Raw genomic sequence first — 22712 nt, forward strand, 5'->3', positions numbered from 1 at the left:
AATGAGTATGATCGATAAAAAGGAGTCACATCTTGCAAATATCGACCTTTGGAAGAAGTGGAAGGAAGCTGGATCCATCCAAGCTAAACAGCAGATTATCGAATCTCATCTGCCATTAGTTGATTATGTAGCCAGCAGACTTGCCATTGGACTTCCCAAAACAGTATCTCGTGAAGATTTACAAAGCTTTGGAGCTATGGGGTTAATTGACGCGGTTGATAAATTTGACTATGAGCGTGGTTTGCAATTTGAAACCTATGCAACATGGCGGATTCGCGGAGCCATTATCGATGGCTTGCGTCAAGGGGATTGGGTCCCAAGGTCTGTTAGAGAAAAAGCAAAGAAAATCGAAGATGCTTATCAGAAGCTGGAACAGCAGCATATGCGTTCCGTTACTGATGCTGAGATGAGTGAGTACCTAGAAGTAAGTACCCAAGAATTTTCTCACATGGTACAAGAGCTTGCCGTGACAACCGTCTGCTCGATTGATGATCCAATTCGCGAAGAAGAATCAGAGACAAGATTGTCATTATTGATCGATGAGAGAGCGAAGAACCCGGAATACAAAGTAAATGAATTTTTTCTGAAGGAAACATTAGCACGTGCAATTGATAAATTAACTGAGAAAGAACGTACCGTCGTCTCTCTGTTCTACTTTGAAGAGTTATCTCTTAGTGAGATTGCAGAGGTCATGAACTTATCACCTTCCCGTATATCGCAATTACATTCAAAAGCTATTATTCGAATGCGTGGAGCATTAAGTCGATATAAAGTACAGCTTTTTGAGTGATATGGAATCATAGCTTTCGTATCACAACTTCTAAGTATAGTTTTTAGCGGAGGTGGAATCGGTTATGTCAAACCAGAATATGCCGTTAGACAAAATCATTCAGGTCACAGTATCTGAAGATAAGCTGTATGCTTATTTACAATTTATGTCGGTACCAGATTCTTTTTCTATTACTGTGGAACAACTTAGCGATGTGATTCGTAGTAACAATGTCGTTTACGGTGTTAATTTTCCTCATTTAATCGAAATTGCCAAGGATCCCAGATCATATATGTATGCGCGAACGGTAATCGCCAATGGAACAAAGCCTATTAATGGCCGTGATGGCAGCATCAAATATGTATTTGATATGAAGGTCGCAGCGAAGAAGCCGCTCGAACGTGATGATGGAACGGTTAATCTTAAAGAGTTAGTTACAATAAATAATGTAAAAAAGGATGAATTAATAGGTCAACGCTACATAGCAACAGAAGGTACGCCAGGCAAGTCCGTTACAGGTGATATTTTAGTGCCTACTCGTGGTAAGGATGCTAGATTCAAAATAGGCAAAAATGTCTATCTTGATCAAGATGGATTATCGGTATATGCAGCAATAAGCGGCATGGTTTCGATGACGGATCGCGATAAGATCAACGTATTTCCAGTTTACGAAGTTAATGGAGACTTGGATTATTCGATTGGGAATATCGAATTTGTAGGAACAGTCGTCATTCGAGGGAATGTACAACCAGGCTTCAAAATTAAAGCCGATGGTGATATCCGTATTACAGGCAGTGTGGAAGCTGCTGAGCTTGAGGCAAGTGGTTCGATTGACATTTCAGCAGGAATTCTAGGTCAGAATAAGGCGAGAGTGAAGGCAGGATATGATGTCAAAAGCTCATTTATTCAAGATGCCTTAGTCGAAGCCGGGAATAATATTAATGTATCGCAAAGTATTATGCATTCCACGATCCGCGCTCAGAATTCAGTCAATTGTACAGGTGCACGAGGGCTTATTGTAGGCGGAACGATTCAAGCAGGCGAACGTGTTATGTGCCGAACAATTGGTAACTCCATGTCAACAGCTACAACGATTGAAGTAGGTGTGTTACCTGAGCTTCGCAATGAACTCATTAGCTTACGCGGTCAACTTAAAGTGGTTATGGAAAATATAGATAAATCGAATAAAGCCTTATCTTTATTGGATCAATTAGCAATGAGTGGCCAAATTACTTCTGATAAAGTTCAAATGAAGGTCAAGCTCGGTCATTCCAAGAAGTTGTTAGATGCGCAACAGAGTGAATTGCGTGAGCGAATCTTGGAACTGGAAAAGAAACTGGAAGATACCGAAAATGCAAGAGTGAATGTGCTTTCTAATATATATGGTGGTGTCAAAATCGTAATTGGGCGTTATACCAAGTTTATTAAAGACCCAATTTCACACTGCACCTTCTATTTATCCAACGGTGAAATAGCCATTATTCCTTATGCGTAATTCTGTATAAATAATCCCGTATAAAATTGCCAAGAGTAGGGGGTTCTTCTGATGCACGTTAATGGAGCAGACATGCAATTTGTCATTCATAAGAATGATGAAGCTGGTAATAAGCAAATGAAGCATGTTCAAAGACCTATGGCTGATCAAGCAATGATTAGTCATGATGCGGAACGTGAACTGCAGAAGTCAAGAACACAAACTATGAAAACGGCATCAAGCAACGGGAAAACGATTAAAGAAGAACAAGAGTCAAGACAATCAGGGGACCGCGACCAGAAGGCTAGACAGCATTCAAAGCGCGGTCAAAGCGAACAAGAACACTCAAGTGAATCCAATATGCATCCTTATAAGGGGAAACATATTGATTTTACATTGTGAAACTAGGTGAAGGCATGACAGATCAACCCGTATTTTATATTGTTTTAATCGGACTCGTTATTATTGTTTTTGCTCAGATATTAATTAAGAGCAACAAGACAAGTTCTAAACCTAACACGCAAGCTTTTGAAGAATTTGAACAAACCGTTGAGCTTTTTGCTTCTGATCTTGAGGAACAGAATGAGGCAATCGTCCAGTTGTTTCAAGATACAAAGCGTGATTATGAATTGCATCTGGCGAAGCAGACAGGTAAGATCGAGTTCCTGGAGAAGCAATCTTCAGAGATGGCTCATGAGATGGCTGAACTAAGACATATGCTAAGTGAAATTCGGCTTGGTATCCATGCGAAGGAAAGCGAACAAGCTGCTGTACAGCAAATTCAGAGTTCAGAGAAGCTTGCAGCAATGGAGACAAGTCCTATGTCGGCATTAGTAAGCACACAAGCTGTAATTGTGGAACAAGCGATTCTTGATCCAATGGAAGTTGAACCTGCTGTTGAATCAGAAAAGACATTTCCAACTGTTAAAGATCGCTATCCTGAGGTTTTCGATTTATATGAGAATGGCAAATCAATCGAATACATCGCAAAGAAGCTTGGTAAGAATAAAGGTGAGGTATCGCTTATTCTAATGCTTTCTCAGCAAGAGGAGGCAGCGAAATGAATCGCAAACAGCTATGGATTGGAATTGGGGTAGGTATGATTATTGGGGCGCTATTGCTGCAATTGATGCTGCTTGTACCTCGTGATTCCGAAGCCATGAATTCCGAGAATCAAGCCTCGTCCAATTCAAATAAAGTATATTCTGAAGAGGAGTTTAATCAGAAGCTGCAAACTCGCCTTCAAGAAGAACTGGACAAGCAGCCTAAACCTACTCCTGAGCCATCCGTCAATCCTACACCTACGCCTGCTCCTGAGATTAGTAAGCAGACGGTTATTTTTGTAGCGTACCGAGCTACTTCAGATGACGTAGTCAAGATGCTAGCTAGTACAGAGCTGATTAATGATTCGGATGCCTTTATGAAAGAACTGGTGAAGCGTAAATTGACGAATAAGATCCGTACAGGTGTCCATACCTTTAATGGTAGTCCAACTATCGACGAAATCATTGATAATCTTGTTAAACCAAATAATTGATGCTAGAACCCTATGGATTGCACATGGGGTTTTATCTATTTCTTGCAAAGGACTACGGGAATGAAAAAATGGCTGAATCCTATTGCATTATATTGCCCATCTATGTTATAGTTATTAGCGGTGTTAAAACGCACGCTCATTCAATTTAGGCAACGGTGCTTATCGGATGATAAGTTTTGTCTAAAGATGCGAATAGCGGAGGAGCCCAGGGAAACAGTTTTGCTGTCTGTACTAGACATGCACGTTTCCTAAGAAAAAATAAAACCATTATAGAGGAGGTGTGTGAGGATGGCAGTAATTTCCATGAAACAGTTGCTAGAAGCTGGGGTACACTTCGGTCACCAAACTCGTCGTTGGAACCCAAAAATGGACAAATACATCTTCACCGAAAGAAACGGCATTTACATTATCGATCTTCAAAAAACAGTTAAGAAAGTTGAGGAAGCTTACAACTTTATTAAATCTGTTGCAGAAGAAAACGGTACTATTATGTTCGTTGGTACTAAAAAACAAGCGCAAGATTCAGTTAAAGAAGAAGCTGAACGTTGCGGCATGTACTACATCAACCAACGTTGGTTGGGTGGTACGTTAACTAACTTCAAAACAATCAAAATGCGTATCGATCGTTTACACACACTTGAGAGAATGGAACAAGACGGTACATTCGATCTTCTTCCTAAAAAAGAAGTTATTATTCTTAACAAAGAAAAAGATCGCCTTGAGAAGTTCTTAGGCGGTATCAAGCATATGAAAGGTTTGCCAAGCGCGCTATTCGTTATCGATCCGCGTAAAGAGCGTATTGCAGTTGCAGAAGCTCGTAAACTTGGTATCCCAATCGTAGGTATCGTTGATACAAACTGCGATCCAGACGAAATCGATTATGTTATTCCTGGTAATGACGATGCGATTCGTGCAGTTAAGCTTCTAACAGCTAAAATTGCTGATGCAATTGTTGAAGCTCACCAAGGTGAAGAAGCTAACGCGTAATTAAATAGAAATTCAGAAGAAGGGTGGTCTGAAGGTGTAAGAGCCTCTCGCCGCCCTTTTTTTTAAATGAAACTAAATATTGGGAGGTTTTATTAATGGCAGTTACAGCTAGCATGGTTAAAGAATTACGTGAAAAAACAGGTGCAGGTATGCTTGATTGCAAAAAAGCACTTGAAGAAGCACAAGGTGATATTCAAAAAGCATCCGAAATCCTTCGTGAAAAAGGTTTAGCGGCAGCAGCTAACAAAGCAGGCCGTATTGCTACTGAAGGTGTTGTTGAATCTTACATTCATGCAGGCGGACGCGTAGGCGTGCTTGTTGAAGTAAACTGTGAAACAGACTTCGTTGCGAAGACTGATCAGTTCAAATCATTCGTAAAAGATATCGCAATGCAAATCGCTGCTGTTAGCCCGCTATATGTTCGTCGCGAAGAGGTGCCAACTGAAGAGCTTGAAAAAGAAAAAGAAATTCTTCGCAATCAAGCACTTAACGAAGGCAAGCCAGAGAAAATCGTTGATAAAATGGTTGAAGGTCGCATCAACAAGTACTACGAAGAAAACTGCTTGATGGAGCAATCTTTCGTTAAAGACCCAGACAAAACGATCTCTACTTTGGTTAATGAGAAAATCTCCGTTATTGGTGAGAACATTTCCATCCGTCGTTTCGTACGTTTCGAGCTAGGTGAAGGTCTAGAGAAGAAAGTGGATAACTTCGCTGAAGAAGTAATGTCCCAAGCTAAACTATAATCAAAAGTTTAACAAGAAAAAGCTGGAACACATCTTGTGTTCCTTCTTTTTTAAAAAATGTTGTGTCTGGAAACGGAGGGTACTAAGTGTTAAAGCAACCTAAATATAAGCGTGTTGTGTTAAAATTGAGCGGAGAAGCATTAGCAGGTTCACAAGGTTACGGGATTGAATCCGAAATGATGACTTCAGTTGCCGAGCAGGTAAAAGAAGTTGTTGATCTTGGTGTAGAGGTGGCAATCGTTGTCGGTGGCGGCAACATATGGAGAGGTATCGCAGGTTCTGCAAAAGGAATCGATCGTGCGACTGCTGATTATATGGGCATGCTAGCGACAGTGATGAACGCACTTGCTTTGCAGGATGCGCTTGAGACTAGCGGTGTACCAACACGTGTACAATCATCGATTAATATGCAACAGGTTGCAGAACCTTATATTCGTAGACGTGCAATCCGTCATTTGGAGAAAGGTCGAGTTGTGATATTCGCTGCAGGAACAGGCAATCCGTATTTCTCAACAGATACGACTGCTGCCCTTCGAGCTGCGGAAATCGAAGCCGAGGTTATTCTTATGGCTAAGAACAAAGTGGATGGCGTATATTCAGCAGATCCGTTTAAAGATGCTAACGCGGTTAAATTTGAAGAACTGACCTATTTAGACGTTCTAAACAAAAACCTTGGCGTTATGGATGCGACAGCTTCTTCACTTTGTATGGACAACAATTTGCCTCTTATTGTATTCTCAATTACAGAGAGTGGTAATATTAAACGAGTTGTGCTTGGAGAAAAAATTGGAACGATAGTTAAAGGGAGTGTATCGTAATGCCACAATCCGTTAAGAAAAATGCGGAAGAGCGTATGGAAAAAGCCATCGGTTCTCTCAAAAGAGAATTAGCTTCGCTTAGAGCAGGACGTGCTTCGGCTTCGTTGCTTGATCGTATTCAAGTAGAGTATTATGGAGCTATGACTCCAGTAAACCAACTAGCAAATATTTCGACACCAGATTCCAGAACTTTAACGATTCAGCCATGGGATAAATCCTCAATCGGCGCAATTGAAAAAGCCATTCTGAAATCAGAACTGGGTCTTACTCCTGCGAATGATGGATCTGTTATTCGACTTGTTATACCAGCACTTACGGAAGAAAGACGTGCTGAGCTTGTGAAGCTTACTCGTAAAACAGGCGAAGAATCAAAAGTTGCTATCCGTAACATTCGTCGCGATGCGAACGATGATATTAAGAAGCTTGAGAAATCTGGTATTTCTGAGGATGAGTCTCGCGGTCATCAAGAGGACATTCAAAAATTTACCGATAAGTTTATCGCGGAAGTCGATAAAGTACTTGCTTCTAAAGAAAAAGAAATCATGGAAGTATAAGTCAAGAAGAAACGAATTCGCCTTCCTTAGAGAAGGCGCGTTTCTTAAGGTGATACTTAGAATTTATGATACGAAAGATATAAATTCTATATCACTAACTTAACCCCTGTTTAAGCGGGGGTTTTAGTCTTTCCTTTAATGGGGGAAAATGCATATGTGGAAGCGCTTGAAACATTGGTTCAACCCTTCATCTTCTCATACACATTCGGATACGAGCCGTGTAATAGATCAAGAGTTGCTAAAAAAAGACAATATACCTGCGCATGTAGCGATTATTATGGATGGTAATGGAAGATGGGCTAAGCAACGTGGTTTACCGCGAATTGCGGGCCATCATTCTGGAATGAAGAATATTAAGAACATCACGCTCATGGCGAATGCACTTGGAGTCAAGGTGCTGACTATGTATGCTTTTTCAACGGAAAATTGGAAAAGACCTAAAGAGGAAGTGGACTTCTTAATGAAGCTGCCACAAGAATTCTTTCCACTTGAGATTGAAGAGCTGATGGAGAATAATGTTCAGATTCGAATGACAGGCTGGAAGGAAGGATTGCCCACACACACCTTAAAGGCTGTAGAGGATGCAATCGAACGAACCAAGAATAATACAGGGCTTATTCTCAATTTTGCGCTTAATTATGGTGGTCGTAAGGAATTACTTGACGGTATTCAGCAAATGCTGAATGATGTGCAGGAAGGCAAGCTGACGCCAGAGGATATCTGTGAAGAGCGATTCTCTAGCTATATGCTTACAGCTGGACTGCCTGATCCCGACCTGCTCATTCGGACAAGTGGAGAGCAGCGATTAAGCAACTTTCTACTATGGCAAATAGCTTATTCTGAACTCTGGTTCACGAATGCTTATTGGCCTGAATTTACTAATGAGCATTTCTTACAAGCGATTGCTGAATATCAGCATCGCAGTAGGAGATATGGGGGAATCTAGTAACAATCGTACTAGCGATTGGAGGAATTTGCGTTGAAGCAGCGCATAATTACAGGTGTTATTGCAGCAGTTGCATTTTTAGCTTTATTAGTGTTAGGTGGTTATTGGTACTCAGGTTTAATTCTGATCATGGCCATTATCGGTTATTATGAATACATTCGTATGTTCGGTTTATTAAACCATAAATTTGCATCTTTCGTAGGCTATCTCTTGATGCTATGGATTGCGATTCCATGGGATATAGATCAGTTTAATATCGGTATGCCAATGAATAATAATGTAATCTGGCTTGCCATGTTCCTGCTATTGGCCGTTAATGTTGTTAGCAAGAATCGCTTTGTGATCGATCAAGCGGCAGCCTTGTTCCTTGGATCTGTCTACATAGGGTATGGCTTTCATTACATGATCTCAACCCGTTTGTTGGATTCGGGATTATTCTATACGCTGCTTATATTTGTCTGCGTCTGGTTATCAGATGCTGGTGCGTATTTTGTTGGCGTTAAATTCGGCAAGCATCCGCTTTGGCCGACGATTTCTCCGAAGAAGTCGATTGAAGGTTCAATTGGCGGAGTTGTGGTCGCGATTATCGCTGCCATCATTTTTGCAATCATAAAGCCAGAGCTTCTTAGCGTGCCGCAAGCACTGCTGATTGGTTTGATTGTTGCTGTATTTGGACAGTTTGGGGATTTGATACAGTCTGCGTATAAACGTATTAAAGGAATTAAGGATACAGGTACGATTCTTCCAGGGCATGGCGGCGTGCTGGATCGTGTTGATTCTTGGCTAATCGTATTTCCAATCATTCACCTATTCGGCTTACTGACTCTTAACTTATAAGCGTCTAAATCATCTTTTCTCGTTGGAGGACAAGCATGAATAAATCGAAATCAATTGCGATCCTCGGGTCAACAGGCTCTGTTGGAACACAGACTCTTGATGTTATTGCACAGCATAAAGAGCAGTTTCAGGTAGAGGCACTAGCCGGAGGAAATAATATACAATTATTGCTAGAGCAAATACATCAGTTTAGGCCTAAGAAGGTATCGATATCAACAAAGGAACTTGCTGAAGAATTAAAGCTAAGTGTTCCTGCAGGTATTGAGGTGTTGTATGGTGATGAAGGCTTGCGTGAGGTTGCTGCAGGTACGGATGCAGATTTTGTCGTCACGGCTGTTGTAGGAAGCAAAGGCTTGCGTCCGACGCTTGATGCGATTGAAGCAGGCAAAACAATCGGCCTTGCCAACAAGGAAACACTTGTGAGTGGGGGGCATATCGTAACGGAAGCTGCTCGTAAGCATGGTGTTGCACTTGTGCCTATTGACAGTGAACACTCAGCAATATTTCAATGCTTAAATGGTGAGCGAAGGACTGATGTTCACAAAATAGTAGTAACGGCATCTGGCGGTTCATTCCGTGATCGGACAAGGGATCAGTTAGTTGGTGTTTCGGTCCATGAAGCGCTTCAGCATCCAAATTGGTCGATGGGCGCCAAAATTACGATTGATTCGGCTACGATGATGAATAAGGGGCTAGAAGTGATTGAAGCACACTGGCTCTTTAATATGGATTATGATCATATTGATGTCGTAATTCATCCGGAGAGCATCATCCATTCTTATGTTGAATTTGTTGATCATAGTATCATTGCCCAGCTTGGGAGCCCGGATATGCGCGTACCGATTCAGTATGCACTTATGTATCCGAACCGAATGCCAAACTTGTCGGCACCTCTTGACCTGGTACAGGTTGGCAAGCTGCATTTTAGACAGATGGATATGAAGCGATATCCTTGTATGCAGATGGCATACGATAGCGGCCGAGCAGGTGGCACAACACCAACTGTGTATAATGCAGCCAATGAAGTTGCAGTTGCTCGTTTCCTAGACGGAGCGATATCATTTTTGGATATTGAAGAAGTCATTATACGCACACTTCATCAACATCAATCGATTGCGAGCCCAGATTTAGAGGCAATCGTTGAAGCAGATCAGTGGGCACGTACAGTGGCTGCTAAAATTATATAGAATTGGTTATAAATGAAAGAGAGTGGAGCGATGCTGCTTTACTCTCTATTTTTATAATTAGCAAGAATGAATAATCGATCAAGCTCATAAATTCTAACATTATTCCTATAGACATAGCCGTTTGCTTGTTTTGCCATTTCGAATCATGTAAGCTATTAACATGAATAAATGAACCCAAGTGAAATTTGCAGTGACTTCTTGCACATGCTTGTACACTTGAGCATTTGTATAAAAGGAGGAAGGTACGTTTTGTCATCAATTGAATTGGCACTAAAAGTTATCTTGTTGTTTTTTGTTTTGGTAACGATACATGAATTTGGACATTTTTACTTTGCAAAGCGTGCAGGTATCCTCGTACGTGAATTTGCAATAGGATTTGGACCTAAGCTGTTCTCTCACAAAAAAGGTGAGACCAGATATACGCTTCGATTATTGCCGATCGGTGGATTTGTACGGATGGCTGGTGAAGATCCTGAGCAGATCGAAATTAAGCCTGGGCAGACCATCGTCGTTAAATTGAATAAGGAAGAGCAGGTTTCTTATTTATATATGGACCAATTGGATCAACGTCCAAGTGTTATTCAAGGTGAGGTTACGGAAATCGATCTGACCCATGATCTCCAAATGACGATGAATGTTGATGGTGAAATGGTTACATTCTCAGTTCATCCACAAGCAATGATGGTGGCAAGAGGAACGGAAACCCAAATTGCTCCTTACGATCGTCAATTCGGTTCCAAGAGCGTTGGCAAACGCGCATTATCCATCGTAATGGGTCCAGTCATGAATTTTTTGCTGGCTGTTGTTCTCTTTTGTGTTGTCGTGATTATGCAAGGTATACCTGCCAATATTAAGCTCGATCAAGTGAATGCTTCAACGCCTGCACAAGTAGCAGGACTTCAAGCAGGTGACGTTATCACACATGTAAACGGTCTGCAGGTTGGTGCAGATACGACTAGCCTAAAGCAAATGATTCAGCAATCAGCCGATAAGCCGATGGACTGGACTGTAGAACGCGGTGGACAGACTTTAGATTTGAAGGTAACACCTAAGCTGGATAAGCAGCAGGGCAGCGTTCTAATTGGTGTTGTACTGGGCAGCGATAAACGTTCCGCAACTGCGGGAGAAGTGCTTGAAGGTACTTGGAATAACATCACCAGCTGGACAGTCAATATCCTGGATGGTTTTAAAAAGCTCGTCTTTGGTGAAGTGAAGATGGACGACCTCGGTGGTCCTGTTCGAATTGTTCAAATGACGTCTGAATTTGCATCGCACGGATTATCGTATTATCTTCTGTGGACTGCAATATTCAGTTTATATCTAGGCTTATTTAATTTACTGCCATTCCCGGCGCTGGATGGCTCTAGACTTGTTTTCTTAGGTATTGAAGCCGTAAGAGGCAAGCCGATAGATCCTAGCCGTGAAAGTCTCGTTCATTTTGTCGGATTTGCACTGATGATGCTATTAATGGTTGTGGTGACATATAACGATATCGTTCGTTTATTTACAAGCTAGATCGATGTAATAAATCGTTTTAGGAAGATGATAGTCAAACGACTGCATATTCGGTTATAATGGTTGAAGCATGTTTATAGCTAATGCTTACGATGCAGCTTTCCTTCGGAAAGCTTGTAGCTAATGCTTACAATGCAGCTTTCCTTTGAAAAGATTTTAGCCAATGCTTACGATGCAGCTTTCCTTTGGAAAGCTTTTAGGGGGATATTATGTCGAACGATAAACAGGATAAACAATTTGTTAAAGAAATTACACCGCAAAGCGAAGACTTCTCTCGCTGGTACTTAGATACGATCAAGAAAGCTGATCTAATGAGCTATTCACCTGTTCGTGGTTGTATCGTATTCAAGCCTGATAGCTATGAGCTATGGGAGAATATTCAACGTGAACTAGATCGTCGTTTCAAAGAAACAGGTCATCGCAATGCCTATTTCCCATTATTCATTCCGGAGAGCTTTTTCCAGAAGGAAAAAGAGCATGTTGAAGGCTTTAACCCTGAGCTTCCTTGGGTAACGGAAGCAGGCGGAGATAAATTGGAAGAACGTCTTGCTATTCGTCCAACATCTGAGACGATGATTGGTCATATGTATGCAGAGTGGATTAACTCTTATCGCGATCTACCTCTTCTTATCAATCAATGGGCGAATGTTGTTCGTTGGGAGAAGCGTACAATGCCATTCCTTCGTACGAGTGAATTCCTATGGCAAGAAGGACATACAGCTCATGAAGATGAAGCTGATGCGCGCAAAGAAACGATGCAAATTCTTGAGGTTTACCGTGATTTTGTGGAGAACTACCTTGCAATTCCGGTAATCGTTGGTCAGAAGACGCCTTCTGAGAAGTTTGCAGGTGCGGTTGATACGTACTCCATCGAAGCTATGATGCGTGATGGTAAAGCTGTACAAGCAGGTACTTCCCATTATTTAGGAACAAACTTCGCTGTCGCTTTTGATATTAAATATTTGGATCGTGAAAATCAGCATACCTATGTACATACAACATCATGGGGTGTGTCCACACGTTTGATTGGAGCACTTATTATGGTGCATGGTGATGATCGCGGTCTTGCAATGCCACCGAAGGTTGCACCTACACAGGTAATCATGATTCCAATTGGCCCTGCGAAGACGAGAGACCAAGTGATTGCCCGCACAGATGAATTGTATGCAGAACTGAAAGCTGCTGGCGTTCGCGTAAGAGTAGATGATCGTCCAGACCAAAGCCCTGGTTGGAAGTTCAACGAATATGAAATGCGTGGAATTCCGCTTCGTGTAGAGTTAGGACCACGTGATATGGAGAACGGTGTTGTTGTCCTCGTATCCCGAATTACGGGAGAGAAGCGTGTCGTTCAGCAATCAGACTTCGTTGCAGAGGTGCAACAAATGCTTGCTGATATTCATGATCAAATGTTTGAACGCGCGAAGAGTTTCCGTGATGAGAACATGGTAGTTGTGGATACAGTAGATGAATTCGCTGCATTCTTGGAAGAGAAGCGTGGATTTGCAACTGCTGGCTGGTGCGGATCAGATGCGTGTGAAGCACATGTTAAGGAAGTAACAGGCGCAACATCACGTAACATTCCGTTTGAACCGCTTGAGGAGAAGAAAACATGTTTAGTTTGTGGAGAACCAGCTAAGCATACGGTTGTTTACGGACGTTCCTATTAATTCTTAGTATAAATAAGCAATTTAAAGTTAGGGCAAAGCGATGCATTATTCCTTTGCCCTTTACTGTTCATATTACAGAATTTATAACATTCGTGTCATAAATTCTGAGTAATATCTTAAGAAACGCATCCGTCCTTAAAGACGATGAAACCGTTTCTTCTTGATAAGGGGGATACAACGCATGAGCCAAATGGGGGATAAACGTAAGCGTTTTGAGCTGTTGATGCAACAATCCGGGATACCAGTTGACGCCCAGCAGAACTATTTTGCCGATGCGTATTTGGATCAAGTGGAAGTAAGCCGCAATACGGCGGAATGGAAGTTCTATATGGTTGTTCCTAAGCTCGTCCCGCAGGATGTGTTTCGTCCATTCTGCCAACTGATTGCGGACAAGCATTCCCATATTGCCAAAATTCGATTTGTGACGCGATATGAAGACGTAGCTGCAGCAGATGTAGTGAATGAATATTGGTCGATGTTCATCACTTGGGTACAACGTGAAGCGATAAGCATTAACGGATGGATGACAACTGCAAAGGTTGAAGTTGTTGGCAATCAGTTAACACTGCACATGCTCGACGCGATTGGCATGGAACTGGCGAAGAAACGCAACGTTGATCAGTATATTGTTTCGTTTTTCCGCGATTTCTTTGGTGTGGAACTTAGTGTAAAGTATCAAGTAAATGAGGCTTCTGAAGAGAAGTTTGAAGAATTCGCCAAGCTGATAGAAGAAGAAGAGCGCAATGTAACACAAGAAATGATGGTTGCTTCCGTATTAGAGAAGGAAAGCAGCTCAGGACCTGAAGCGGACGTTAAGCTGATGGTTGGTTATGATATTCGTGATGCAGCTGTTCCAATCATGAATGTCCAGGATGAAGAAAAGAAAATCACATTGCAAGGAACCGTATTCGGATTAGAATCCAAAGAGTTGCGCAATGGTTCTACTTTGTTTACGTTTAATATAACGGATTACACGGATTCCTTAATGATCAAATGTTTTGCCAAGACGAAGGAAGATGTGAAGATTTATAGCTTAATTTCCAATGGTACTTGGATTAAGGTTCGTGGGCGTGTAGAGTATGACAGATTTATGCAAACACCAGAGCTAGTTATGATACCGACGGATATTAATGAGATTGCTTCTCTAGAAATTTCACGCAAGGATGAGGCACCCGAGAAGCGTGTTGAGTTCCACTTGCATACATCGATGAGTGCGATGGATGGCATAACATCAGTCGATCAGTATATCAAGCAAGCTGCCAAGTGGGGACATAAAGCAATTGCGATCACGGATCATAGTGGGGTACAATGCTACCCGGATGCGAATAAGAACGCGAAGAAGCATGGGATCAAAGTCATTTATGGCGTGGAAGCCAATGTGATCAACGATTCAGTCCCAATTGTGATGAAGCCGATTGAAGCGGACTTGAAGGATGCTACTTATATTGTATTCGACATCGAGACCACAGGTTTATCGATTGTGAACAATAAGATCATCGAGATCGCCGGTGTCAAAATGCAAGACGGCAAAGAAATCGATCGCTTCTCGACTTTCATTAATCCGCACGAAAAAATCCCTTATAACATTCAGCAGCTAACGAATATTACAGATGATATGGTCGTGGATGCACCTGAACTGGAAGAGATGCTTCCGAAGTTCGCAGCATTCTGTGAAGATTCCATTCTTGTCGCGCATAACGCGCGATTTGACGTTGATTTTATTCAGGCAAACCTGAAGCAGCTTGGACTTCCCGAGCTGACGAATGCTGCGCTTGATACATTGGAGTTCGCAAGATTGCTTTTCCCAGACATGAAGAATCATCGGTTAAATACGCTTGCTGATAAATTTAAAGTGTCACTGGAAAATCATCATAGAGCGATCGATGATTCGATTGCGTTAGGCTATATTCTGTTTCATTTGATCAATGAAGCGGGTGAACGCGGGATTCATAAGCTTCAGCGTTTAAATGATTTTGTCGGATCTAATTTGAAGACAGCCAGACCTTTCCACTGCTGTATTTATGCGAAGAATGAGCTTGGCAAGAAGAATCTGTACAAGCTGATCTCACTTTCTCATACGGAATACTTTCATCGAGTCGCTTGTATACCAAAGAGTAAGCTAGTTGAACTAAGAGAAGGGCTCATTATTCTATCGGGCTGTGAGAAGGGTGAATTCTTTGAAGCCGTTCTTAATAAATCCGTTGAAGAAGCGGAATCGGTAGCAGAGTTCTATGATGTTCTTGAAATACAGCCTGTCAGCTATAATCAGCATTTGGTGGACAAAGGCTTTGTCGGATCAAGAGCCGAGCTTCAAGATGCCGTTAAGCGAATTTGTCAAATTGGTTATAAGCTGGGTAAAAAAGTAGTGGCTACAGGCAATGTCCATTATTTGAATCCGAAAGATAAGCTATGCCGAGATATTACGATTAATGGAATAACGGGTTTCTCTCCACTTAAGGGGATGGAGAAGCCAGATGCTCATTTCCGTACGACACAGGAGATGCTGAATGAGTTTGATTTCTTAGGCGAAGAGAAGGCACTTGAAGTCGTTGTGACGAATACGAGCTCACTTGCGGATGAATTCGATTCCTATGACTTGTTCACAGATAAGCTGTATACACCGATTATTGATGGTGCGGACGATGAGATTCGAAGCACCTGCTATTCAACGGCGAAGAGCATTTATGGCGAAGAGCTGCCTGAGGTTGTTGTAGCACGGTTAGAGAAAGAACTTGTTCCAATCATTAAATACGGATTCTCTGCGAACTATTTGATCTCAGAGCGTCTCGTTAAAAAATCGAATGAAGATGGCTATCTCGTTGGCTCGCGGGGTTCTGTTGGTTCATCCGTAGTAGCGACATTCCTAGGTATTTCCGAAGTTAATCCATTGCCGCCGCATTATATTTGTCCATCCTGCCAGCTAAGCGAATGGTTCTTGGATGGAAGTGTACCAAGTGGCTTTGACCTGAAGGACAAGGATTGTCCGAATTGTGGACATAAGCTGAAGGGCGAGGGACAAGATATTCCGTTCGAAACCTTCCTTGGATTTAAAGGGGATAAGGTTCCCGATATTGACCTTAACTTCTCGGGTGAATATCAGCCTGTCGCACATAACTTTACGAAAATCATGTTTGGAGAAAAAAGTGTATTCCGCGCGGGAACGATTGGTACGATTGCTGAGAAAACAGCATTTGGTTATGTGAAGAAATATGCTGAAGAATACGGAAAAAATTGGCGTAGTGCTGAGATCAACAGACTTGCCTCAGGCTTTACAGGTGTAAAAAGATCAACAGGTCAGCATCCAGGCGGTATCGTTGTCGTACCTGACTATATGGATGTTGAAGAGATTACACCTGTTCAATTTCCTGCTGACGATATTACGGCAGAATGGAAAACAACGCACTTCGATTATCATGCCTTCGATGCGAACTTGCTGAAGCTCGATATTCTAGGGCATGATGATCCGACCATGATGCGGATGCTGCAGGATTTAACGGGCATTGATCCAACAACAATACCGATGAACGATGCGAAAGTTATGAGTATTTTTAACTCAACCGCAGCGTTAGGAGTAACGCCCGAACAGATTCGGACGCCAGTTGCAACTTATGGCATTCCTGAGATGGGTACAAAGTTCGTTAGGCAGATGCTGCAGGAAACGATGCCAAGCTCATTTGCCGACTTACTCCAGATCTCTGGTCTATCCCATGGTACTGGCGTGTGGCTAGGTAATGCACAAGAACTCATTCGTAGAGGGATTTGTAATATTAAGACCGTTATTGGTTGTCGTGACGATATTATGCTATTTTTGATCTATAAAGCTGGAATGGATGCAGGTCTTGCCTTTAAAATTACTGAGAGTGTACGTAAAGGTAAGGGTCTTACAGATGAGTGGAAGCAGAATATGAAAGATCATAATGTACCTGATTGGTATATCGAATCCTGTGAACGCATCGAATATATGTTCCCTAAAGCGCATGCCGCTGCTTATGTTATTTCTGCTGTTCGCTGTGCTTACTTCAAGGTTAATCATCCGATTCAATATTATGCAACGTATTTCTCTGTACGTGCAGAAGACTTTGAGCTTGATCTGCTATGTCAGGGTTATAACGCAATTATGAAGCGATTGCTCGAGATTGAGGAGAAGGGGTTTGCCGCATCTCCTAAGGAGAAAGCGATGATCTCGATTCTGGAAATGGCGCTCGAGATGACTTCGCGTGGATTGTCGTTTAAACCAATTGATTTATATCGTTCGGATGCAACCAAGTTTATTATTGATGGCGATTCTTTAATACCTCCATTTGCAGCCATGTCAGGGATCGGGGAAAGTGCGGCGAAGAATATCGCTGCTGCTCGTGAAGATGGAGACTACTTGTCCATTGAGGACTTCCAAATTCGATCCAAGGCATCCAAAACGATTGTCGAGCTTCTTGGCGAAATGGGTTGCTTCCGTGGTTTGCCTGAGTCTAATCAACTGTCTTTATTCTAGGAAATAGGCTTGATCTACAAGGGAATTCGAATAGGATACCTCTGGAAATTGTATTGTCAACCTCTTGACGGTTATGCTATACTTGATATTGGCAATAATGAAGATAACGTCTCGTGAACAAAGAGTGGGGAAACCCACTCTTTACATTTTGCTATAGACTTTTTTGGTATATGTAATTGACGCGAATTAACATCGCAATAACATTTAGGAGGGTAGGACGATTGAGCACTGGAATTCAAACAATCATCGATGAAATGCTGACGGATTTTTTAACAGAAAATGGTTACGAACTCGTTGATGTGGAATACGTTAAAGAGGGCAGCAATTGGTTTCTCCGTATTTATGTGGACAAAGATGGTGGGATTGATATTGAAGATTGCTCTCGAATATCGGAATACGCATCTGCAAAGCTAGACGAGAAAGACCCAATTCCAACTGCATACTTCTTGGAAGTATCTTCACCTGGAGCTGAAAGACCGCTAAGAAAACCAGAAGATATACACAAAGCTGTGGGCAAACATGTATTTATGACTACATATGAGAATATCGACGGTTCCAAGGAAATCGAAGGCAAGCTGTTATCTTTTGACGGTGAACAGTTAGTTATCCAAACTGGCAAAGCCAAAAGCACTATTCCATATGCCAAGGTTGCAAGCGCACGTCTGGCAATCGTGTTCTAAGAAACACGTAGGCGTTTAATTTGAAAGGGGGAACTGTTTTCTAATGAGTATTGATTTTATTGAGGCACTTTCTGACATTGAGCGTGAGAAAGGGATTTCCAAAGAACTATTAATTGACGCAATCGAAGCTGCGATGATTTCTAGCTATAAACGTAATTTTAGTTCGGCACAAAATGTACGAGTGGACATTAACAGACAAACAGGTGTTGTTAAAGTATATGCTCGCAAAACAGTCACAGAAGAAGTTCTGGATATGAGAACTGAAATTTCACTGCATGCTGCACGTGAATTGAATTCCAATTATCAATTGAACGACATCGTCGAAATTGAAGTGACGCCTCGCGATTTTGGACGAATTGCAGCGCAAACAGCCAAGCAGGTTGTTACTCAGCGTATTCGTGAAGCTGAACGCGGTCTGATCTACAATGCGTTCATCGAGAAGGAAGAGGACATCGTTACTGGTATTGTACAACGCCAGGATACACGCAATGTTTATATTGACCTTGGTAAAGTGGAAGCTGTCCTGCCGCTTAACGAAATGATGCCGAATGAATCATTCAAGCACGGTGATCGTGTTAAAGCTTATATTACCAAAGTAGAGAATACGACCAAGGGTCCACAAATTATTCTTTCACGTACGCACCCAGGACTACTTAAACGTCTATTCGAGCTTGAAGTGCCTGAAATTTTCCAAGGTGTAGTTGAAATTCGTTCTGTGGCTCGTGAAGCGGGTTTCCGTTCCAAAATCGCGGTTTATTCTCGTAATCCTGAGGTAGATCCAGTAGGTTCATGTGTTGGTCCTAAAGGACTACGTGTACAGACAATCGTGAATGAGCTTCGCGGTGAGAAAATCGATATTGTTCGTTATATGGATGATATTAAAGAATACGTTGCAAACAGTCTTTCCCCATCAAAAGTACTGGAAGTTACTGTATTCGAGAACGAGAAGATGGCACGTGTGATTGTGCCTGATTATCAACTATCACTTGCGATCGGAATTAAAGGTCAGAATGCTAGGCTGGCTGCTAAGCTTACAGGCTGGAAAATTGATATCAAGAGTGAAGCGCAAGCTGAGCAAGAATTTGGACGCCCGCGCTCTTATAACGAAGATGAGGGCCTTAATACTTTGCCACAGGATTAACAGTAGATTTCAAATGGAGAGGTGATAAGCGATGAAACAGCGTAAAGTCCCTTTGCGCAAATGTGTGGCATGTCAAGAAATGATGCCTAAGCGCGAACTGATCCGCATCGTTAGAACACCCGAAGAGGAAATCTTGATTGATCTGAAGGGGAAGCAATCTGGACGTGGTGCTTATTTATGCGGAAAGCTGTCATGCTTCAAATTAGCTAAGAAATCCAAAGCACTTGATCGAGCTCTCAAGTCTTCGGTAAGTTCAGAGATCTATGATCGTCTGGAAAGCGATTTTGTGAAAGTGGAAGATGAATTTATTCAAAATCAACAGGCAATGACGGATGACTTAGATGAGTGATAAATTCTATTCTGGTCTCGGACTAGCGACAAGAGCTCGTAAGCTAGTAACTGGTGAGGAAACGGTTCTTAAAGCGATTCGTTCTGGTGAAGCTAAGCTGGTTATTCTGGCTGAGGATGCATCAGAAGGTACGCATAAGAAATTTCACGATAAATGTACTTTCTATAACGTTCCTATCATTGTATATGGAACCAGGGAATCGCTCGGAGCAAGCATTGGCAAGGAAGCACGAGTTTCAATTGCCATCGTGGATGAAGGGTTCGTTAAAATGCTGCGCAAGAGCTTGCTATAAATCTCGGAGGTGAAAGGTATTGACAAACAAAAGCGACAATAATAAAGACAAACTTCGCGTATATGAGTATGCCAAATCTTTAAATATGAGTTCGAAGGAAATTATCACGATCATGAAACGACTAGATATCCCTGTTAATAATCATATGAGCGTGATGGAGAATGACGCGGTAACAAGTGTGGAGAAATTTTTTAACGATTTAAAATCCAATGCAGCGGCTAAGCGTGCTTCGGAAACACCTAAAGCTGCAGCACCTGCTACGGCAACAACACCTGTTAAGCAGACTGCGCCTGCAGCTGGATCAACTGACAAATCTGTCAGCGAACAAGCTGCCAAGCCTACAGCTGTACAATCACAACCTGCAGCGCAAGTTCAATCTCAGCAGCAAACATCGAATGCTAGACCGAACCATTCTGCATCAAACAATCAACAAGGCAGTGGACAACGTTCCAATGATCGTGGTGGTAACTATCCAAGACGTGACGGACGTCCACAAGGTCAAGGCAACTATGCTGGAAACCGCGATGGCGCGCAACGTGGTCAAGGCGGTCAGAATAGACCATACGGTCAAGGTCAAGGTCAAGGTGGTCAAGGCTCTAGCCGTCCACAAGGTCAAAGCGGTCAAGGATCGAATAGACCAAGCTATGGCAATAATCAAGGTGGTCAAAGCGCGAACAGACCTCAACAAGGTGGACAGCGCGATCAACAACAGCGTTCAAGCCAAAGTGCGCCGGCTGCTTCATCTAGATCAGCAGCAGACCAAGGACAACGTCGTCTAGTCAAAGACAAGGATAGCTTTGATTCCAAGCGTTCCAACTTTGAAGATGCAAATGGCAATAAAAAAGGTAAAGCTGCTCCTAACCGGTTCGATGATAATAAAAAAGGCTCCTTCAAGGGCGGCGCTAAAGGCAACAATAAATTTGGTAAGGGTCATCGTTCCCCTGAACCTAAAAAGGAAAAAATTGACAACACGCCGAAGAAAATTATTGTTCGCGGTACAATGACAGTAGGGGAAACAGCTAAATTACTTCATAAGGATGCATCCGAAGTTATTAAGAAGCTGTTATTCTTAGGTGTAATGGCTACAATCAATCAAGAGCTTGACTTGGATACAATTCAATTAATTGCAACGGAATTTGGTGTAGAGGTTGAATTGAAAATTCCTGTAGAGGAAGATAAATTCGAGCTAGTGGAAGAGAAAGACGATGAAGCAGATTTGAAGGAGCGTCCTCCAGTTGTTACGATTATGGGTCACGTTGACCATGGTAAAACAACACTTCTTGATGCAATTCGTCATACAAGCGTAACGGAAGGCGAAGCAGGCGGTATCACGCAGCATATTGGTGCGTATCAAGTTGATGTTAACGGTAAGAAAATTACGTTCCTTGATACACCTGGTCACGAAGCATTTACAACGATGCGTGCACGTGGTGCGCAAGTAACCGATATTACGATTATCGTAGTTGCAGCCGATGACGGTGTCATGCCGCAAACAAAAGAAGCAATTGCTCACGCCAAAGCTGCGCAAGTGCCAATTATCGTTGCCGTTAACAAAATTGATAAACCTGCTGCAGACGTAGATAAAATTAAGCAATCTTTAACAGAGTATGAGCTTGTTCCCGAAGAGTGGGGCGGAGATACGATATTCTGTGAAGTTTCTGCTAAGCAACGCATCGGTTTAGAGAACTTGCTTGAAATGATTCTTCTCGTTGCAGAAGTTCAAGAATATAAAGCAAATCCAAATAAGCGTGCGCGTGGTACGATTATTGAAGCAGAGCTTGATAAGGGCCGTGGTCCAGTAGCTCGTCTTCTAATTCAGCATGGTACACTTGCAGTTGGTGACTCTTTCGTAGCAGGGGTTTGCTTCGGCCGTGTTCGTGCGATGGTGAATGATAAGGGCAAACGTTTAAAAGAAGCGGGTCCATCTACGCCAGTCGAGATTACGGGTCTAACCGAAGTTCCGCAAGCCGGTGATCCGTTCATCGTGTTCGAGGATGAGCGTAAAGCTCGTGACATCGCTGAAAAGCGTGCAATTGCTCTTAAACAATCCGAAGTTCGCGCGAATTCCAGAGTTACACTTGAGGAGCTTTACAAGCATATCCAAGAGGGTGAAGTGAAAGACCTTAACGTGATCATCAAAGGTGACGTACAAGGTTCAGTAGAAGCACTTAAAGGTTCACTTGAAAAGATCGAGGTCGCAGGCGTACGTGTCAAAATTATTCTTAATGGTGTAGGTGCGATTACGGAATCGGATATCATCTTGGCTTCCGCATCCAATGCAATCGTAATCGGCTTTAACGTTCGTCCTGAGCCGCAAGCGAAGAATACAGCTGAGCTTGAGAAAGTTGACATTCGTCTGCACCGTATCATCTATACAGTAATTGAAGAGATTGAGCAAGCGATGAAAGGTATGCTTGATCCAGTCTATAAAGAGAATGTTATTGGTCATGCAGAAGTTCGTAACGTGTTTAAAGTTACAGGATCAGGAACAATTGCAGGTTGCATGATCACACAAGGCAAGATCTCGCGTAATGCAGAAGTTCGTTTAATCCGTAACGGCATTGTTATTCTTGAAGGTAAAATTGATTCACTCAAGCGCTTCAAGGATGATGTGAAAGAAGTGGCGCAAGGCTATGAGTGCGGTATATCTTTAGAGAAATTTAATGATATTAAAGAAGGAGACATTATTGAAGCCTTCATCATGGAAACAGTAGAGAGGTGATC

The 22712-nt window shown here is 42.3% G+C and carries 20 protein-coding genes; all 20 read left to right on the forward strand.

Features of this window, described 5'->3' with window-relative positions:
* The first annotated feature begins 7 nt into the window (after positions 1 to 7).
* Positions 8 to 790 (forward strand): FliA/WhiG family RNA polymerase sigma factor, encoded by a 783-nt coding sequence (locus E0485_RS03750; protein ID WP_132416632.1) that lies wholly within the window; start codon positions 8 to 10, stop codon positions 788 to 790.
* 64 nt (positions 791 to 854) lie between these two features.
* On the forward strand, positions 855 to 2264 hold the full coding sequence (locus E0485_RS03755) for a DUF342 domain-containing protein (RefSeq protein ID WP_132416633.1): 1410 nt from the start codon (positions 855 to 857) through the stop codon (positions 2262 to 2264).
* 51 nt (positions 2265 to 2315) lie between these two features.
* Positions 2316 to 2645 carry a hypothetical protein gene (locus tag E0485_RS03760; RefSeq protein ID WP_132416634.1) on the forward strand — a complete coding sequence of 110 codons (330 nt, stop codon included), beginning with the start codon at positions 2316 to 2318 and terminating at the stop codon, positions 2643 to 2645.
* A gap of 14 nt (positions 2646 to 2659) precedes the next feature.
* Positions 2660 to 3307, forward strand: coding sequence for a hypothetical protein (locus tag E0485_RS03765; protein ID WP_132416635.1), 648 nt, complete (start codon positions 2660 to 2662; stop codon positions 3305 to 3307).
* Positions 3304 to 3780, forward strand: a complete 477-nt coding sequence (locus E0485_RS03770; RefSeq protein ID WP_132416636.1) for a hypothetical protein — start codon at positions 3304 to 3306, stop codon at positions 3778 to 3780. The genes E0485_RS03765 and E0485_RS03770 overlap by 4 nt, the downstream gene beginning before the upstream one ends.
* A 288-nt stretch (positions 3781 to 4068) precedes the next feature.
* Entirely contained in the window at positions 4069 to 4767 is a 699-nt protein-coding gene (gene rpsB / locus E0485_RS03775) for a 30S ribosomal protein S2 (protein ID WP_132416637.1), read from the forward strand.
* Positions 4768 to 4862: 95 nt separating this feature from the next.
* Entirely contained in the window at positions 4863 to 5513 is a 651-nt protein-coding gene (gene tsf, locus E0485_RS03780) for a translation elongation factor Ts (protein WP_132416638.1), read from the forward strand.
* 86 nt (positions 5514 to 5599) lie between these two features.
* A complete protein-coding gene (gene pyrH / locus E0485_RS03785; RefSeq protein ID WP_132416639.1) occupies positions 5600 to 6331 on the forward strand; it encodes a UMP kinase in 732 nt (243 codons plus the stop codon).
* Complete coding sequence (gene frr, locus E0485_RS03790; RefSeq protein WP_132416640.1) at positions 6331 to 6885, forward strand: ribosome recycling factor; 555 nt, start codon at positions 6331 to 6333, stop codon at positions 6883 to 6885. The genes pyrH and frr overlap by 1 nt, the downstream gene beginning before the upstream one ends.
* A 154-nt stretch (positions 6886 to 7039) precedes the next feature.
* Positions 7040 to 7831, forward strand: coding sequence for an isoprenyl transferase (locus tag E0485_RS03795; RefSeq protein WP_132416641.1), 792 nt, complete (start codon positions 7040 to 7042; stop codon positions 7829 to 7831).
* A gap of 33 nt (positions 7832 to 7864) precedes the next feature.
* Positions 7865 to 8668, forward strand: coding sequence for a phosphatidate cytidylyltransferase (locus E0485_RS03800; RefSeq protein ID WP_132416642.1), 804 nt, complete (start codon positions 7865 to 7867; stop codon positions 8666 to 8668).
* A gap of 35 nt (positions 8669 to 8703) precedes the next feature.
* Positions 8704 to 9855 carry a 1-deoxy-D-xylulose-5-phosphate reductoisomerase gene (locus E0485_RS03805; RefSeq protein ID WP_132416643.1) on the forward strand — a complete coding sequence of 384 codons (1152 nt, stop codon included), beginning with the start codon at positions 8704 to 8706 and terminating at the stop codon, positions 9853 to 9855.
* Positions 9856 to 10104: 249 nt separating this feature from the next.
* Positions 10105 to 11370: an RIP metalloprotease RseP gene (gene rseP / locus E0485_RS03810; RefSeq protein ID WP_132416644.1), complete on the forward strand. Its 1266-nt coding sequence runs from the start codon at positions 10105 to 10107 to the stop codon at positions 11368 to 11370.
* Between the two features lie 209 nt (positions 11371 to 11579).
* The gene (gene proS / locus E0485_RS03815; protein ID WP_132416645.1) at positions 11580 to 13037 is read left to right on the forward strand and encodes a proline--tRNA ligase; all 1458 of its coding nucleotides are present in this window, start codon (positions 11580 to 11582) and stop codon (positions 13035 to 13037) included.
* A gap of 181 nt (positions 13038 to 13218) precedes the next feature.
* Entirely contained in the window at positions 13219 to 17526 is a 4308-nt protein-coding gene (locus E0485_RS03820; protein WP_132416646.1) for a PolC-type DNA polymerase III, read from the forward strand.
* A 221-nt stretch (positions 17527 to 17747) separates the two neighbouring features.
* Positions 17748 to 18206: a ribosome maturation factor RimP gene (gene rimP / locus E0485_RS03825; protein ID WP_132416647.1), complete on the forward strand. Its 459-nt coding sequence runs from the start codon at positions 17748 to 17750 to the stop codon at positions 18204 to 18206.
* 43 nt (positions 18207 to 18249) lie between these two features.
* Positions 18250 to 19347, forward strand: a complete 1098-nt coding sequence (gene nusA, locus E0485_RS03830) for a transcription termination factor NusA (RefSeq protein ID WP_132416648.1) — start codon at positions 18250 to 18252, stop codon at positions 19345 to 19347.
* 31 nt (positions 19348 to 19378) lie between these two features.
* Positions 19379 to 19696, forward strand: coding sequence for an RNase P modulator RnpM (gene rnpM / locus E0485_RS03835; protein WP_132416649.1), 318 nt, complete (start codon positions 19379 to 19381; stop codon positions 19694 to 19696).
* Positions 19689 to 19988: a YlxQ family RNA-binding protein gene (locus tag E0485_RS03840; protein ID WP_132416650.1), complete on the forward strand. Its 300-nt coding sequence runs from the start codon at positions 19689 to 19691 to the stop codon at positions 19986 to 19988. The genes rnpM and E0485_RS03840 overlap by 8 nt, the downstream gene beginning before the upstream one ends.
* An 85-nt stretch (positions 19989 to 20073) precedes the next feature.
* The gene (gene infB, locus E0485_RS03845) at positions 20074 to 22710 is read left to right on the forward strand and encodes a translation initiation factor IF-2 (RefSeq protein WP_407944828.1); all 2637 of its coding nucleotides are present in this window, start codon (positions 20074 to 20076) and stop codon (positions 22708 to 22710) included.
* Positions 22711 to 22712: the final 2 nt, after the last annotated feature.

The sequence above is a fragment of the Paenibacillus albiflavus genome, assembly GCF_004344915.1.
In the GTDB taxonomy this organism is placed as follows: Bacteria; Bacillota; Bacilli; order Paenibacillales; family NBRC-103111; genus Paenibacillus_AM; species Paenibacillus_AM albiflavus.

Excerpts from the sequence above, each read along its gene's own strand:
- E0485_RS03750 (WP_132416632.1), top strand. The coding sequence starts at position 8 with ATGATCGATAAAAAGGAGTCACATCTTGCAAATATCGACCTTTGGAAG.
- E0485_RS03755 (WP_132416633.1), top strand. The coding sequence starts at position 855 with ATGTCAAACCAGAATATGCCGTTAGACAAAATCATTCAGGTCACAGTA.
- E0485_RS03760 (WP_132416634.1), top strand. The coding sequence starts at position 2,316 with ATGCACGTTAATGGAGCAGACATGCAATTTGTCATTCATAAGAATGAT.
- E0485_RS03765 (WP_132416635.1), top strand. The coding sequence starts at position 2,660 with ATGACAGATCAACCCGTATTTTATATTGTTTTAATCGGACTCGTTATT.
- E0485_RS03770 (WP_132416636.1), top strand. The coding sequence starts at position 3,304 with ATGAATCGCAAACAGCTATGGATTGGAATTGGGGTAGGTATGATTATT.
- rpsB (WP_132416637.1), top strand. The coding sequence starts at position 4,069 with ATGGCAGTAATTTCCATGAAACAGTTGCTAGAAGCTGGGGTACACTTC.
- tsf (WP_132416638.1), top strand. The coding sequence starts at position 4,863 with ATGGCAGTTACAGCTAGCATGGTTAAAGAATTACGTGAAAAAACAGGT.
- frr (WP_132416640.1), top strand. The coding sequence starts at position 6,331 with ATGCCACAATCCGTTAAGAAAAATGCGGAAGAGCGTATGGAAAAAGCC.
- E0485_RS03795 (WP_132416641.1), top strand. The coding sequence starts at position 7,040 with ATGTGGAAGCGCTTGAAACATTGGTTCAACCCTTCATCTTCTCATACA.
- E0485_RS03805 (WP_132416643.1), top strand. The coding sequence starts at position 8,704 with ATGAATAAATCGAAATCAATTGCGATCCTCGGGTCAACAGGCTCTGTT.
- proS (WP_132416645.1), top strand. The coding sequence starts at position 11,580 with ATGTCGAACGATAAACAGGATAAACAATTTGTTAAAGAAATTACACCG.
- E0485_RS03820 (WP_132416646.1), top strand. The coding sequence starts at position 13,219 with ATGAGCCAAATGGGGGATAAACGTAAGCGTTTTGAGCTGTTGATGCAA.
- nusA (WP_132416648.1), top strand. The coding sequence starts at position 18,250 with ATGAGTATTGATTTTATTGAGGCACTTTCTGACATTGAGCGTGAGAAA.
- rnpM (WP_132416649.1), top strand. The coding sequence starts at position 19,379 with ATGAAACAGCGTAAAGTCCCTTTGCGCAAATGTGTGGCATGTCAAGAA.
- E0485_RS03840 (WP_132416650.1), top strand. The coding sequence starts at position 19,689 with ATGAGTGATAAATTCTATTCTGGTCTCGGACTAGCGACAAGAGCTCGT.
- infB (WP_407944828.1), top strand. The coding sequence starts at position 20,074 with ATGAGTTCGAAGGAAATTATCACGATCATGAAACGACTAGATATCCCT.